General features: G+C 45.6%; 15 protein-coding genes and 1 other annotated feature (1 of these 16 only partly in view). Of the genes, 3 read left to right on the plus strand and 12 right to left on the minus strand.

Annotated elements, in window-relative coordinates; all coding sequences use genetic code 11:
- Positions 1-133, minus strand: a binding site (T-box leader) (it extends 96 nt beyond the left edge of the window).
- Between the two features lie 46 nt (positions 134-179).
- The 5 genes from KXZ66_RS19825 to KXZ66_RS19845 form a co-directional block, all read right to left on the minus strand.
- Positions 180-1,589 carry an MFS transporter gene (locus KXZ66_RS19825; RefSeq protein WP_151869988.1) on the minus strand — a complete coding sequence of 470 codons (1,410 nt, stop codon included), beginning with the start codon at positions 1,587-1,589 and terminating at the stop codon, positions 180-182.
- Complete coding sequence (locus tag KXZ66_RS19830; RefSeq protein ID WP_032727081.1) at positions 1,589-2,059, minus strand: Rrf2 family transcriptional regulator; 471 nt, start codon at positions 2,057-2,059, stop codon at positions 1,589-1,591. The genes KXZ66_RS19825 and KXZ66_RS19830 overlap by 1 nt, the downstream gene beginning before the upstream one ends.
- Positions 2,060-2,170: 111 nt before the next feature.
- The gene (locus tag KXZ66_RS19835) at positions 2,171-2,671 is read right to left on the minus strand and encodes a YwgA family protein (RefSeq protein WP_151869987.1); all 501 of its coding nucleotides are present in this window, start codon (positions 2,669-2,671) and stop codon (positions 2,171-2,173) included.
- A 35-nt stretch (positions 2,672-2,706) separates the two neighbouring features.
- Positions 2,707-4,008 carry an HD domain-containing protein gene (locus KXZ66_RS19840; protein WP_064671823.1) on the minus strand — a complete coding sequence of 434 codons (1,302 nt, stop codon included), beginning with the start codon at positions 4,006-4,008 and terminating at the stop codon, positions 2,707-2,709.
- Positions 4,009-4,169: 161 nt separating this feature from the next.
- On the minus strand, positions 4,170-4,394 hold the full coding sequence (locus KXZ66_RS19845; RefSeq protein ID WP_003222050.1) for a YuzB family protein: 225 nt from the start codon (positions 4,392-4,394) through the stop codon (positions 4,170-4,172).
- 215 nt (positions 4,395-4,609) lie between these two features.
- Between KXZ66_RS19845 and rsfA the strand changes: the two genes are divergently transcribed.
- Complete coding sequence (gene rsfA, locus KXZ66_RS19850) at positions 4,610-5,386, plus strand: prespore-specific transcription regulator RsfA (RefSeq protein ID WP_019712820.1); 777 nt, start codon at positions 4,610-4,612, stop codon at positions 5,384-5,386.
- Positions 5,387-5,529: 143 nt separating this feature from the next.
- Here rsfA and KXZ66_RS19855 read toward each other — a convergent pair whose 3' ends face one another.
- The 4 genes from KXZ66_RS19855 to pta all read right to left on the minus strand — a co-directional run bounded on the left by KXZ66_RS19855 (position 5,530) and on the right by pta (position 9,497).
- Positions 5,530-6,420: a carboxylate/amino acid/amine transporter gene (locus KXZ66_RS19855; RefSeq protein ID WP_072173266.1), complete on the minus strand. Its 891-nt coding sequence runs from the start codon at positions 6,418-6,420 to the stop codon at positions 5,530-5,532.
- Positions 6,421-6,587: 167 nt separating this feature from the next.
- Positions 6,588-7,433 carry an octanoyl-[GcvH]:protein N-octanoyltransferase gene (gene ywfL / locus KXZ66_RS19860; protein WP_021480904.1) on the minus strand — a complete coding sequence of 282 codons (846 nt, stop codon included), beginning with the start codon at positions 7,431-7,433 and terminating at the stop codon, positions 6,588-6,590.
- 48 nt (positions 7,434-7,481) lie between these two features.
- Positions 7,482-8,381, minus strand: coding sequence for a cysJI operon transcriptional regulator CysL (cysL, locus tag KXZ66_RS19865; protein WP_014481233.1), 900 nt, complete (start codon positions 8,379-8,381; stop codon positions 7,482-7,484).
- Positions 8,382-8,525: 144 nt separating this feature from the next.
- Positions 8,526-9,497 carry a phosphate acetyltransferase gene (gene pta / locus KXZ66_RS19870; protein WP_003235941.1) on the minus strand — a complete coding sequence of 324 codons (972 nt, stop codon included), beginning with the start codon at positions 9,495-9,497 and terminating at the stop codon, positions 8,526-8,528.
- 269 nt (positions 9,498-9,766) lie between these two features.
- Here pta and hemQ point away from each other — a divergent pair, with 269 nt between their 5' ends.
- Both hemQ and bacG read left to right on the plus strand, forming a co-directional pair.
- Positions 9,767-10,531 carry a hydrogen peroxide-dependent heme synthase gene (hemQ, locus tag KXZ66_RS19875; protein WP_003242896.1) on the plus strand — a complete coding sequence of 255 codons (765 nt, stop codon included), beginning with the start codon at positions 9,767-9,769 and terminating at the stop codon, positions 10,529-10,531.
- Positions 10,532-10,663: 132 nt separating this feature from the next.
- Positions 10,664-11,443, plus strand: a complete 780-nt coding sequence (gene bacG / locus KXZ66_RS19880) for an NADPH-dependent reductase BacG (RefSeq protein ID WP_049140936.1) — start codon at positions 10,664-10,666, stop codon at positions 11,441-11,443.
- 14 nt (positions 11,444-11,457) lie between these two features.
- On the opposite strand, the gene bacF is transcribed toward bacG, so the two are convergent.
- Genes bacF through bacD form a run of 3 tightly spaced genes read right to left on the minus strand, consistent with a single transcriptional unit; the run spans position 11,458 to position 15,257 of the window.
- Positions 11,458-12,657 carry a transaminase BacF gene (gene bacF / locus KXZ66_RS19885; RefSeq protein WP_021480907.1) on the minus strand — a complete coding sequence of 400 codons (1,200 nt, stop codon included), beginning with the start codon at positions 12,655-12,657 and terminating at the stop codon, positions 11,458-11,460.
- The gene (gene bacE, locus KXZ66_RS19890; RefSeq protein ID WP_019712823.1) at positions 12,658-13,842 is read right to left on the minus strand and encodes a bacilysin exporter BacE; all 1,185 of its coding nucleotides are present in this window, start codon (positions 13,840-13,842) and stop codon (positions 12,658-12,660) included.
- Positions 13,839-15,257, minus strand: coding sequence for an alanine--anticapsin ligase (gene bacD, locus KXZ66_RS19895; protein ID WP_133954535.1), 1,419 nt, complete (start codon positions 15,255-15,257; stop codon positions 13,839-13,841). Before bacD ends, bacE begins: the two co-directional genes overlap by 4 nt.
- Between the last annotated feature and the right edge of the window lie 6 nt (positions 15,258-15,263).

The following is a 15,263-nucleotide window of genomic DNA, read 5'->3' on the forward strand; positions in this document are numbered from 1 at the left end:
GGTATCAGATACTTGTTTTCCCCGATACGGCTCAAAGGCGGTAAGCTGCTTTCCCTGCGTTAGGAAGATCTCAGCTGTCCTTCCCTCTCTGGAAACCGTAAAAAGCATCTCGTGTCCTTATCAGTGCCTGTTGTTTCAATAATTTTTTATATCTTACTATATATTCCCACAAAGCGCAATCAGTGATTTACATTTTTTTCTGACGCGGCAGTCCCGTTATGGGCAGCCAGAAACAGCCATACAAGTAATGCAGCGAGGCTGTATGCCGCTCCCATCATCAAAAACGTAAACCCGGCACCAGCATACCAAGTGGCGGACAGATGAATGATCACCCCGGTTATCGCTACGCCGACCAAGGCTCCGATTTGCCGGTTTGCATTTAACGCCGCACCGGCGATATTCGCATGTCTTTGCCCGGCAGCCTGCATGATCACAGTTGTCATGGCAGGAACTGTAATACCGGTACAGAGGTTCATAACAGACATCAACACCGCCAGCTGCCAATAAGGAAAATCCGGAGAAATCAGCACAAACAACAGCAATGCAATGATACAGCTGACCGACATTGATACAAACATAAGCTGACCGGCTTCAAACCGATTCGCCAGACGGGCAAACAGCAGATTGCCGATCACGAAGACCGCCATCATCGGGAGCAGCTCCACTCCAGCCATAAAGGAACTTGCCCCTCCTGCTTCCTGCAAAAAAAGGCTGAGCATAAACATGCCGCCAAAAAGGGCGAAATTCAGCAAAAACCCGATAAATTGGGCAGCTGAGAAGCGGCCGTTTTTGTATAAGGACGCCGGCAGGATGGGTGCTTTTGCAGAAATTTCCCGCAGCAAAAACAGCACAAATGCCAAAATCGCTGCAGTAAATGCTGCAAGAATCACTGGCGAGCGCCAGTCCGCTGAAGGCCCCTGTATCAAAGCATAGGAAAGAAACCCGAGAGCCATCATGCCAAGCAGATGCCCGATGATGTTCACGCGGCTGCTTTTTCCCGGAACGCGGCTGAGGATTCGGTAAGCTGAAATGAGCGCAGCAGCCCCTATTGGCACATTGATTAGAAAAATACTCTGCCAGCCCGCCAACTCTACCAGCACGCCCCCGATAAAGGGCCCAAGGCCTGAAGCGGCGGAAACAAGCGCGGCCCACAGCCCAAACATTCTCGCCCGCACCCGCTCATCAGGGTAAGAGGCAGCCAAAAGGCTGAGTGAGCTTGGCATAAACAAAGCTGCTCCAATTCCCTGTATGAGACGTCCGGCAATCAGCATCTGCCCATTTATAGATGCAGCGCATAAACAGGAGGCCAGAACAAAAACGGCTAGACCCAAGATATAGATCGTCTTCGAGCCGAAACGGTCAGCCAAGGCTCCGCCCGCCAGCAGAAGCGACGCAAAAGTAAGAATGTACCCGTCCACAACCCACGTTACACCTGAAAGTGACATTGAAAGAGTGTTTTTCATATCAGCCATCGCCACATTCACAACGGTCACATCAAGAGTTGCCATGAGGAAACCAAGTGCGAGCACGATCAGCACGGATATGCCTGTTGATGATGTTGATTCTTGTATAGACCCGCTATTTTTCATTACAATTGCCCTTTCACTTGCTTGATTACCCACTCATCTATTTTTTCAAGATCATACAATTCCGCGACTCTGTCCATGACATGCTGCAAGGATTCTTCTTTCATGAGATTGGACCATTTATCCTCGATTTCCCCCATGACTGTCTCCAGCACACAGTGACTTTCACCCTCAAATACAGATTGCAGCAGGCCTTTCCCCTGATACATCGAACCTCTGCCTTCGACCGCTTGATAAACATCATAAAGCGTAATGTCAGCCAAAGGCTTCGTCAGGGTAAAACCGCCCTTCGTCCCTGGTAAGGATTCTGCCAAACCGGCTTGAACCAATGTTCTCATCAGCTTCTTCAAGTAAGACGGAGACACGCGCAATCGCTGGCTTATAGCCTCTGACGTCAAAGAAGCCTGTACAGGCAGCCGTGACAGTAACAGCAGCACAGAAACCGCCTGCTCCATTCCTGATTTCATTTTCATCCTATTCACTCCTGATTCATTATGGATAACTATTATCCATAATGAATCTCTTAGCAGCTTTTGTCAATATAAAAAGCAAAAGAAACGATTCATTTCTTTTGCTTGGTATGGTTAACAAATCTGCTTCAGTTCCTCTATGTATTGAAGCGCTTCGTCATATTCTTCATTTGTATATTTTTGCTTACTTTTGATGGTAAAGACTTTTTCTTTCTTTTCCTCATCCTCAAGCCCGTCAAAGTAAAGGATCGTGGAAACCAGCTCTAAAAACCGTGATGAACGGCTGTTTACACTGTCGATATAGCCTTTCATATCCGGCATGTCCAGATCAGCATGGTCTAAAAATGCGGAGCCTGTCTCAGTCAGCGAATACCGGTATTGAAAGTAGCCGCCCTTTTTTTCCTTCACCTCATGCAGAAATCCAAGGTTGCACAGCTCTTCAATCTGGAGCGTCAGTTCCTCTGAATATGGTCCGTAAAAGTGAAAATCATATTTCTCATAGAAAGGTAACTGCATTTTCTTGGCGATATAAATCATTTTCTGCAGCTTCTTTCGCCCGATGATTTCTCCAGAATCCGAGAACACCTTCATCAGTTTTGCATGTTCTTTCAACAAATTCCCGACATCTCCTTTTTCCTTCTTTCCAATTTCTATGTCAGTCCCAGCAGCTGCCGGATTTTCATTTTCGCTTCCGGATGTTTAGAGCCGTCACAAATCAAGTCCTTTGGATAGTACAGCTTGTGGTCCGTCCGCCGTTTACCTGAGATGGATTCCACAATAGCCGACTGCCTGGACAGCTCTTTAATTTGGCCGTTTTGCGTCAAGAGATGGATCGGCAGACGCTCCTCTTCCTCTCCCGGTCGGTAAAAATCGTATGGCAGATCTGATGAAGAATCAACGACCAAATAATAGCTCGGATCGATCCCCGCCTCTTTGAACAATGAAGTCAGCTCAAAATAAGCCGACATTTCTTCATTAGGATTGAATTCAACGTATTGGAAAAGCTGGCGGTTAATGAATCTGCGGCACAAGTCGGATAAAATCACGTCTTCTTCATCCTCCCAGGCCTGGAAGTAATACAAAATAATAGATTCATCCAGCTTTACATAATCCTCCAGTGTCAATTTCCCTTCAAAAATAGAATAGAAATGAACCGGAGCGTGAGTGAAGACATAGCCTTCATCGTGCAGCTGCTTCGCCCTGTGAAGAATCTTCGTTAAAATGACCTCTGCACTTCTGGTCACAGGATGGAAGTAGACCTGCCAGTACATTTGGTAACGGCTCATGATATAGTCTTCGACAGCGTGCATTCCGCTTTCTTTAATGACGATCTGATCCTCGCGCGGCCGCATCACCCGAAGAATCCGCTCCATATCAAAATGGCCGTAGCTGACGCCCGTATAATATGCGTCGCGCTGGAGGTAATCCATGCGGTCTGCGTCAATCTGACTCGAAATCAGGCTGACCACTTGCTTGTTTTTATATGTTTTGGCAATGACTTCAGCAACATCCTGAGGGAAACCCGGGCTCACCTTTCTGAGCACCTGATTAACCTCCGTGTCTCCCAAAATGATACCTCTTGTAAAATCCTCGTGGTCAAGGTGAAAGACCTTTTCAAATGAATGCGAGAACGGCCCGTGCCCGAGGTCATGAAGCAGCGCCGCAGCCAAACAGAGTTCGCGCTCACTGTCATCCCATTCAGGGCGGCCTTTAAAGACGTCATCAACCATTCTTCTGACAATTTCATAGACACCGAGAGAATGGTTGAACCGGCTGTGCTCAGCCCCATGGAACGTCAAATAGGTCGTTCCGAGCTGCTTAATTCTGCGGAGACGCTGAAATTCACGGGTTCCGATTAAATCCCATATCAGCTTGTCCCGAACATGAACATAGCGGTGCACCGGATCTTTAAACACTTTTTCTTCTGATAATTTTCCATTTGGATACGCCATCGTCATTCCCTCTTTTTTTTAGCCGTGTTTCTATTATATCGACTCTATTCTTTGAAAACATCCTTGAATTTGCCCGGCGATTTGTTCCATCTTCATGAAAAACACATCTTGTGAAGCAAAAAAGCCTGACCTGAGGGCCGAGGCTAAGAAAAAATATGTTTTTACTTTTTTATTTTCTTTTTTACTTTGTCAATCAGCTCATCCTCTGTCGGAGCTGACAGCGGGCGATTGTTCACAAAAGCAAATGATTTTTTCCGTCCGGGCCCGCAATAAGATTGGCATCCTACCTCAACCTTTGCGTCCGGGTCCACTTCTTTCAAACGCGGCAGCAATGTTTTGATATTAGTGGCTTGGCAATCATCACACACTCGAAATTCATTAGCCATGACGTACGCTTCCCTTCATTTCTATGTTCATCTATGTGAATAACCTAAAATCACGTTTCAAAAAAAAATCACATCACTCTTCATTTTACAAGGATTCGACTGTTCCTGCAAGCCGCTCCATCCTTCGTATCTCCTATTCTTTCAGCCAATTTGTATAAATATTTTCCAACCTGGACATTCTAATACCATGAATAGAAAAATGGGAGTTGAGATAAATGACAAAACAGCGACAAGACGCTTGGTCAGAGGAAAACGATCTGCTTTTAGCCGAAACAGTGCTTCGGCATGTGAGGGAGGGCAGCACTCAGCTGAACGCCTTTGAAGAAGTCGGCGATAAATTAAACCGGACATCCGCAGCCTGCGGATTCAGATGGAATGCAGTGGTCCGCCATCAATATGAAAAAGCGCTCCAGCTTGCGAAGAAACAACGAAAACAGCGGATGAGAGCGCTCGGAAACGGGCAGCCCGCGAAAAAAAGATTATTATATCAGCCTCCTGCCGTTGATCCTGAAATCATTCAAGAAACCGCTGCAGAAGAGCCGGTTAAAATGGAAACACCATCTGTCGAAAATGAGCAACCTTTAATGTCTGGCGAACATATGCCTTTTGTTGATGAAAGCTTTAAGGAAGAGTTAGCTAGTCTATCACACTTATTGTCTCCTCAAACGCCTGCAGCTGCGCCTGAGATGACGATGAATGATGTGATCCGCTTCCTGCAGAATTACGAAGGCAATAACGAGCAATCATCAGCATTAAAAATGGAAAACGAGCGTTTAAAGAAAGAAAATCAGGAATTGCAAAACAAAACAGAGCAGCTAGAGGCAGAAGTTCAAAAGCTTGAAAAAGACCAAAAAACGATCCAAGAAGATTATGAAACCTTGGTGAAAATTATGAACAGAGCCAGAAAGCTAGTTTTATTTGAAGAAGATGAACATGCCTCTCCGTCCTTCAAAATGGACCGGAACGGCAATTTAGAAAAATTAGCGGAATGACATAGAAAAATCCCAAAACGGGCAGCTGTTTTGGGATTTTCGCCATGTACAAAATCCTCTTTTCTATTGAGAAAAGAGAATTTCCTCATTTTGCAGCCGGATCAGCTATTCTTGTAAAATGAGGCCAAGCTTATGTGAATCTATTAAGACATGTGAGCTGCCTCGGCCGTTTTTTGTTTCCGAGGCGCAGCAGAAATGACCAAAAGCCCCAGCATCATAAGCGCAATGCCCAGCCACGAGGAAGGCGAAAGCATTTCCCCTATGAAAAACACACCAAGCAATGAAGCCGTCAGCGGTTCAGCTAAAGACAGCGTGACCGCCGCCGAGGCCGGAACCCCGGTAAGCCCTTTCGCAAACAAAAAGTATGCGGCACATGTTGCAATTAACCCGATGTAAAGGCTTGTTCCCAGTCCTCTAGGGGTCCATATCCACGAGATATCTGACTGCCATAATAGCGGCGTCAGCAAGATGGCGCTGATCATAAATACAACGGCGGAGGTCGCTCGCGGAGGCTGGGTTTTCATCATCGCTTTACTGATGAGCGTATAGCCTGCAAAAGAAGCACCCGCTCCAAGCGCCATAAGAACACCAGCCACATCAATCCGAACATTGGAACTGTCGGAAAACAGAAGCCAGCAACCCGCTAAAGCCAGCACAGTCGCAATCCACCAGGAGTTTCGCGGGCGTTTCTTCAATACAGCCCATTCGAGGGTCCCGGCAATGATAGGCGCACTGCCGATGGCAATCACAGTTCCCACTGCAATTCCCGTTTCTTTAACCGCTGTGAAAAACAGCGGCTGGTAACACGCCATACAAACAGCGGCTAAAAATACGAGCGGCCATGACCAATTTTTCACGTGAAGCTCCCGGCTGATCCAAACCGCAAGCAGCATGGCGCTTCCTCCTATTAATAACCTGAACGCTCCAAATGCCAGCGGTGTGGCGCTTTCTGGAGCCAATGCCTGAACGGTTCCCGTGGTCCCCCAGAAAAAAGCCGCAATCAATACAAAAAGGCTGTAAATATTCCCTTTCATCTGCCTCTCCCCTTTAATATGGATGCTGATGTCATTTTATCGTTTTTCTTTTTGCTGTGGTTATCTGTATGTAAGAAGGATTTATCTGAAAATAAGATTATTGGGGTAAAATGCCGCTTGTGATAAAAAATGCATGCCGGCATATACAGCCGGCATGCGAAGAACGTTCACCCAAATACCTTTGCATTCCGCTCAGCCATCCGGACGAGGTTTTTCTCAAATTCCATTTCCTCATCAGTGGACAGTCCGGCAGAGTAAAGATGAGTGCTTAACGCTTTTAATTCCGTCAATAAAGCGAACATTAAGTCTTGTACGGAGATGTCTTTTTGCAGAAGCTCACTTAAGGACGCCATCGTTTCCGGACGTATTTCCGGATAGACGCCTTTTTTATCGTTTTGTTTGTCTTTCAGCGCCGCTTGATAGAATCGTCTGATCAAGTCGGCCCTTTCACTGCCGCTTTTATCCGCACAGAGATAAATTTGAACAGCGACTCCGCCGCGAACGCGTCTCTGAGAGATGCCGGCGAACTTTTTGCCATTTATACTGAGGTCATAGCTGCCGGGACAATAAGACCCTTCAATTTCATAGGCTTCGATCTTTGCGTTGTACGGTCTCAGCATTCGTCTCATCAGCTCGACCATCGCTTCATATCCTTTGTCTATATCGATGCCTTTCTTTTCGTCCTCGAATATGAGAGAGATATTTAAAACACCGTCATCCAATACGACGGCAAGACCGCCGGAATTGCGTACGATCACACGGTATCCTTCGCTCTCCAGCAAGGAGATGCCATCCTGCAAAAACGGGAGGCGTGTATCCTGTATTCCAAGGACAATTGTATCGTGGTGCACCCATGAGCGCGCTGTCGCCGGCGACACGCCTTTTCCGACGGACATGCACAGCGTATCATCCATTGCGAAGGATTGCTTCGCATCAAATAAAGGGCCGAGACTGGATTGGTCAATGACTCTCCATTTCGGCTGCATCAGTAAATCAATCGGTTGGTTTGCCATCTATGTAAAACCCTTTCATGTTAGGCTTATTGAACGAAAACTATTATATCATTTCAGCAGCTGTGATTGATAATTGCTTTTCAGCATCGTAATAAAAATTTCTTTATTTTTTGTATTCTCCATGAGAGGAGAATGAATGTAAGACAGCTTGCGCTTTAACGAGAAATCTTTAATATGCAGAATTGAAATTTCGCGGTGGATCAAATCCTTATGCAGTACGCTTCTGGATAGAACCGAAAGTCCCATGCCGTTAATCACCGCTTCCTTTACACCTTGATTGCTGCTGATGGTGAACATTGATTTCGGCCGAAGTCCATTTGAACTGAGTACATGATCGAGATATTCTCTCGTCCCGGAGCCTTTCTCTCTTGTCACCCACGCTTCGTTCTGCAAATCGCTGATCGAAATCTCTTTCCGCCCGGCGAGCGGATGCTGATTTGGAGCGGCAATGCACATTTCATCCTCCATGAACGGTTCAATTTCCAGCTCATTCTCGTTTGTATGTCCTTCAATCAGCCCGATATCAGCCTGAAGCATCCGCACACGCTCGCTGACCTCCTCTGTATTGCCAATCATGACATCGAGGTTCAGCTCTGGATACAGCTTTTGCAGCTGGGCCAATAGCGGCGGAAGAATATACTCACCGATTGTAAAGCTTGCAGCTATTTTCAATTCACCCTTCACATAGTGATGATGCGCATAGATTTCAGCCTTGGCTTGTTCGTAGAGAAACACCATTTGCTTTGCTCTTTGATATAAAATGTCTCCTGTCGGTGTTGTCGTAAAGTGTTTTGGCGACCTGTTCAGAAGAGCCGTTTGAAATTCTTTCTCAAGATTTTTGATATGCAGACTGACGCTGGGCTGGGAGATCATCAGCTTTTCCGCCGCTTTTGTGAAGTTTTTTTCTTCTACCACCGCTATAAACGTTTTCAGCACGTCGTAATACAAAAACCCCACCCCTGTCATTAATGAAATATATGGTTATGATTAGTTTTCTTTATTGTACTCATATCATCCGTCTTGGTAAAGAAGGCTATACGGAAGCGCAAAAAGGCAGCCCTCGGTCGAGAGCTGCCATCGTCTTCATTTTTATTACAGTGCTTGCGCCGCTGTAATTAATGCGAGATTGTAAACATCTTCAGCGTTACATCCTCTTGAAAGGTCGTTTACAGGCATATTTAAACCTTGCAGGATTGGTCCTACCGCTTCAAAGTTGCCCAAACGCTGAGCGATTTTATAGCCGATGTTTCCTGCTTCAAGGCTTGGGAATACGAATACGTTAGCGTCCCCTTTGATCTCAGAATCCGGCGCTTTTTTCTCAGCTACAGATGGAACAAATGCAGCATCAAATTGGAATTCGCCATCAAGAGTCAGTTCAGGCGCTTTTTCTTTCGCGATTTTCACTGCATCCGCTACTTTTTCTGTTTCATCAGATTTTGCTGAGCCTTTTGTAGAGAAGCTGAGCATTGCCACGCGAGGCTCAATGTCGAACATTTTTGCCGTATTGGCACTTTCGATCGCAATCTCGGCAAGATCTTGGCTGTCAGGCGCAATGTTGATCGCACAATCTGCGAATACGTATTGCTCTTCTCCGCGAGCCATGATGAACACGCCGGAAGTCTTTTTCACGCCTTCTTTTGTTTTGATGATTTGAAGAGCCGGGCGGACAGTGTCAGCAGTTGAGTGAGCAGCTCCGCTTACAAGTCCGTCTGCAAGTCCTTTATACACCAGCATTGTACCGAAGTAGTTCTCGTCTAATAATGCTTTACGAGCCTGTTCTTCAGTCGCTTTGCCTTTGCGGCGTTCTACGAATGCTTGTACAAGGTCTTCCATGCCTTCATATGTATGAGGATCATAAATCTTAACGCCGTCCAGCGTAAGGTTCAATTCTTTTGCTTTTGCTTGGATCTCATTTTCATTGCCGATCACAATCGGATTCAGCACTTTGTTTCCTGCAAGCTTGCTGACCGCTTCTAAAATACGCTCGTCTAAGCCTTCAGGAAATACAATTTTAACGTCTTTTCCAGCTACTTTTTCTTGCACTGTTGAAAATAAATCTGCCACAATAAAACCTCCTCAAAAAGTTACAAAAACGCTTTCTTTTACTAGCATACTCTTCTTCCAATCAAATTCAAACAGCCAACTTTCATTATAGCGCTTTCATAAAAAAATCTTATTTTTCTAACTAATTTAAGTGACTCAATCTTCCTTTATAGGTTCTTCTATTTTGTTGGAGTTATACGGAAGGGATGTTCAAGGTTTCTCCACAGTAGAATCGGATAAACTATGGTATAGTGAAGGCAATCATGAAAAGATAATGGGAGTGAAGATAAATGAGTGAACAGCAAATGACGAATGAAGCGGCAAAAACGCTTGACGGCTGGTATGCGCTTCATGATTTCCGCACAATGGATTGGGCTTCCTGGAAGCTTCTGTCCAGTGATGAGCGCCAATCTATCATACATGAATTCACCGGGTTGCTTGAAAAATGGGGCGTAGCCCAAAAAGAAGGAAAAGGATCCCAAACTCTTTACAGCATCGTCGGCCAAAAAGCTGATTTTATGCTGATGATCCTTCGTCCTACAATGGAAGAATTAAATCAAATTGAGCTTGAATTCAACAAATCAAGACTTGCTGAGTTCACCATTCCGGCATACTCCTACGTATCAGTGGTAGAGCTGAGCAACTACTTGGCAAGCGGTGACGGCGATCCTTACGAAAATCCGCATGTGCGCGCGCGCCTTTACCCTGAACTGCCGGAATCAAAATATGTATGCTTCTATCCAATGGATAAAAGAAGATCCGGCAACGACAACTGGTATATGCTTTCAATGGAGGAACGCAGAAACTTGATGAGAAGCCACGGTTTAATCGGCCGCAGCTATGCGGGCAAAGTCAAACAGATCATCACCGGCTCTGTCGGCTTTGACGATTACGAGTGGGGCGTTACATTATTCAGCGATGATGTCCTTCAATTCAAGAAGCTAGTGTACGAAATGCGTTTTGACGAAGTCAGCGCTCGCTATGGCGAATTTGGTTCATTCTTTGTCGGCAATCACCTTTCGCTTGATACACTTCCTCAATTCTTATATGTATAATATCCCCTCCCGCCCTATCCGGCGGGAGTTTTTCAATTCTCCTTTATCAGAATTTAAATAAAATTTGCTATTTTCTTCGTTTTTTCTTACGATGTAGATAATAATCCATTTTTTTCAAAGGGGTGCAGTTATTTGTCAAAACGAAACGCATTTGTTATGGGAGCCAGTCAAGGGATTGGGAAAGCAATCGCTCTGAAATTAGCAGACCAGCACTTTTCCCTCGTCATTAATTCGCGAAATTTGGATAATATTGAATCTGTCAAAGAAGACATTTTGGCCAAGCATCCTGAGGCGAGCGTCATTGTCCTTGCGGGCGATATGTCTGACCAGCATACGAGAGCGGCCATTTTTCAGGCAATCGAATCTCAATGCGGACGGCTTGATGTTCTGATTAATAATATCCCGGGCGGCGCGCCTGACACATTTGATAACTGCAATATAGAGGATATGACGGCCACGTTCACTCAAAAGACCGTTGCCTATATTGACGCAATCAAGCGTGCTTCCTCACTGATGAAACAAAACGAGTTTGGCAGAATCATCAACATTGTCGGAAATCTGTGGAAGGAACCCAGCGCCAACATGTTCACAAACAGTATGATGAATGCCGCTTTAATTAACGCCAGTAAAAATATTTCCATCCAGCTTGCTCCTCACAACATTACTGTCAACTGTCTGAATCCTGGTTTTATCGCTACAGACCGTTATCATCAATTTGTGGAAAATGTGATGAAAAAGAACAGCATATCCAAACAGAAAGCAGAAGAACAGATTGCTTCCGGGATTCCGATGAAACGGGTCGGATCAGCCGAAGAAACCGCAGCGCTCGCCGCATTTCTTGCCTCTGAGGAAGCCTCCTACATCACGGGGCAACAAATTTCCGCTGACGGCGGCAGCATGAAAAGCATATAAAAACATCCCGCTTTTTAGCGGGATGTTTCTTGTAATGACCCGAACGGCAGGTTCAGCTTTTGAATCCGCGTGACAAATTCCCGCAGATCCTCCTGCTTCGACACCATTGAGATTCTGACATGCCTTTTTCCGTTGCTTCCAAAAATTTCGCCCGGTGTGACTACGACATGGGCATGCTCCAGCAAGTAATCGGAAAATTGGTGAGATGTCTCAAACGTATTCGGAATTTCAGCCCATACGTAAAAGGTTCCTTTTGGCTTTTCCATCTTCCAGCCCAGTTCCTTTTCGCAAAGCGCCGTAAAAAAGTCAATTCGTTCCTTATAAATTCGTTTCAACGATTCCGTATGCTCCGGATCTCCAGAAAGCGCCGCACTCGCTGCCTGCTGCAGCCCGCCGAACATGCCGACAAATACATGATCCTGAAATTCATTGACGGCCTGAATGATCTTTTCGTTCCCAACCGCAAACGCCATTCTCCAGCCGGCCATGTTAAATGTTTTTGAAAATGAATAAAGCTCTGCTCCGACAATTTTGGCATCCTCTGCCTCAAGAAAGCTGGCCGGTTTTTGATCGAATTCAAACGCTCCGTATGCAAAATCATGAATCAAATGGATATGATGCTCTTTTGCAAAAGCAGCAGCTCTTGCATAAAAAGCCGCATCAGCCACAGCTCCAGTGGGGTTGTTCGGATAGTTTAAAAACATAAGCTTCGCTTTTTCCAGCACGGCTGGATCAATCTTTTCAAAATCCGGCAGATAGCCATTTTCTTCATACAGCGGCATTTCGTAAAGCTCAGCTCGCGCCATCGTAATCCCTGATAAATATTCAGGGTAGCCTGGATTCGGGACTAAAGCGATGTCTCCGGGATTGAGCAGGCATTGTGTCAGCACATACAAACCGGCTTTCCCGCCTCCGAAAAGCGCGACCTCCGTTTCAGGATTGATTGTCACGCCGTATTCTCTTTTATAGAAAGCAGCGATTGCTTCTTTCAAAAAAGGATAGCCCCTGAAAGGGCCGTATCCATGAAACGAAGGATTCAAAGACGCCTCCCGCAAAGCCTCCACAATATGCGGCGGAGTGGGAAGGTCAGGGTTCCCCTGTCCGAGATTAATGATATGGGCCCCCGTTTTTTCCAATTCCTTTACCTTTTGAAAAACGAGAGAAAACTCCTGCCTTGGAAGTGTCTTGATGACATCGGACGGTGTTATTTCCATCTAAAAGACTCCTTTTTGCTCCGTTTTGTTATCCCGTTCCAAAAACGATTTGTTGACGAGCTTCGTATGCAGAAACAAACCGCATACGATCACGACAATCAGCCCCATAATGACCGGAGCGCTGAGGATGTTAATGAACATTGAACCAATAGAAATGCATAATCCGATAGACGCTTCAGCCACTGAAAAAATGCGCCCTTGAATCTGGTTTGCCGCATTTTCCTGAACCTTCACTTTTGCAAGCACTTCCCCGTATTCCATCGCGATGAAAAAGAGGATCGCCGCGATGACAGAAACAGCGAAAATCGGCGTGAATAAAAACAGCGCCAGCGAGACAATGGATAAAACGGTAAAGTACGTCAGGCCTCTATTATTGTTAAAGCCCCATTTGCCGACAAGCGCCGCTCCGATAAAGCCGCCGAAACCGATGCAGAATGTGAGAATAAAGTTGCCGATTTCCCCGTCACCCAAAAAGCGGCTGACAATCGGAAAATAGCTGTACACAACTCCCCACAGCAAAGCCATTGTAATCATCGTAAACATGGCGTTTAATACGAATGCATTGGTTTTGATTTCCTTGAGTCCTTCCTTAAAAGACTGAAAGGCCTCTTTAATGTTTTCAGATTGAATCGGCACAAATTGCAGCTTGATACGGCTGATAAAAAATGCCGAAACCAGGTATGTCACACCGTTAAAGGCAACAGCCAGCTCTACAGATCCCCCTAACAGAAAGAGCCCTCCGGCAGCCGCCCCGACGATAATGGAGATGGTTGTCGCTTTTGCAAATAACGTGTTGATGCTTTTAATATCTGATTCCAAGGACGACATGACAGCGAGACGGGCGGGATTAAAAAACACGCCGCTTCCATAAGAAATAAACAGCAGGGCCAGAAAAATCAGCGGATACTCGCCTTTTGGAAGAAATGTGAGCCCCAAAAAGATGATGCCTCTGATGATATCCGTCCACAGCATGATCTTAATTCTGTCTAACCGGTCGACCAGAACCCCCAAAAACGGCTGAAACACCATCGGAATGCTTCTGACCACGATGACCCCGGACGTCACCCAATAATCGTGATAATATGTAGACAAAATGAGCAGGGCAGGGAGAACACAATAGTCTCCCATGAACGATAGCGCCTGCCCGTAAAGCAAGTATTTAGAGTTGGGTTTCAGCTGTTTCATACTGGCAGCACATACTTTGCCGTCAGCTTTGCATGCTGCTGAATTTGTCTGATTGATTCAGCCACATCCTGTGAATTACTGCCTTTCAGTTCAAATGCAGCAATGGAATTGAAAGCTTCAAACAATGTCAAATCAACTGAAGTGCCTGGTGCTGCGGCCGAAAAAGAAACGATTTCAGTATCCCCTTTTAAAAGCCCGTCCGGAATATCGATCGCTTCAATGACCAAATCCTCAGCAGTTTCAGGAATTTGGCCATTTTGTTTGAAATGCTGCGGGTACAAATGGCAGTCGGCAACATAATAAGGCTCTTGATCCAATAATCCGTCCGGCAGATCGGCGTCTTTTCCGAAACAGAGGACATCTAATAATAATTGCGCCATATCAAGGCCGAAAACCTTTTTAATGTTAGGGATCATATTCCAACCGGCAAATCTGGCTGCCGATTCAATTAAACCCGGTTCTCTGTTTTTCATTAGCTTGATCTCTGTATGTGTTGCGCAATTTTGCAGGCCAAGCCCTTCATTTGCCTTTTTGGCAGCTTCGACAATTTTCTTTTTTGCCTCTTCATCCAGAATGGACGGCGTAATGTGGGATGTCTCTGTAAACCCGATTTGCGGCGTTTTATCATGAATGGCGATCGGGAAATACTCACCGTCAGCCATAATGCCTTCTATACTGATATAGTCGGAGTACCCTTCTATTTGATACCAGTCTCCGTACTCACCCTGTAAAAATTCTTCAGCGATAAACGGCGCTTCAAACGTAACCGCCTTTGGCACGTTAATTGATTTCAGATAGTCATTGACTCTGTTAAATTCATCTTCTGCCGTCTCATTGTCCGTAATCAGCGTTACACCGATTGAACTCGCTAAGTATGTAGGCTTTAAGATAAGAGGTGTGCCGATCTCTTCAAGAGCAGTACGGAAATCCTCAAGAGTTGTGACTCGTTTGTTTTTGATCGATTTGACTCCGGCCTTATTAAAAGCGTCCCTCATTTTATTTTTATCTCTGGCATTTTCGGCTGCCTGCACGCCGGCACCTCTCAGGCCCAGACGTTCACAGGCTTTCGCCATCGGGGCAATGAATAATTCATTGTTTGTTGTGATGGCATCCGCCTCAAACATTTTGGCAACCTTGACGATTTGCTCGACGACCTCTTCCTCAGGCTTGTCATGATCCTCATGCGCCCAATAAATGGAGTCAGGATGCTCAAAATCAGCTAAACTCTTAAAATAGTCTTTATCTTTTATGACCGCGACCGAGTATTTTTCAATCAATGCTGCATGGGAGGCTGTAATTGCAAAAGGTCTTGGAATAAAGCTGACCAGGTTATATTTTTCAGCAGCGCTTTTATAAAACATGTGCGGCGGGCAGCCTCCAAGATCAGCGATGACCAATACTGTTTTTCTCTCCATATGTAA

The organism is Bacillus sp. LJBS17 (assembly GCF_019334685.1).
GTDB lineage: Bacteria > Bacillota > Bacilli > Bacillales > Bacillaceae > Bacillus > Bacillus subtilis.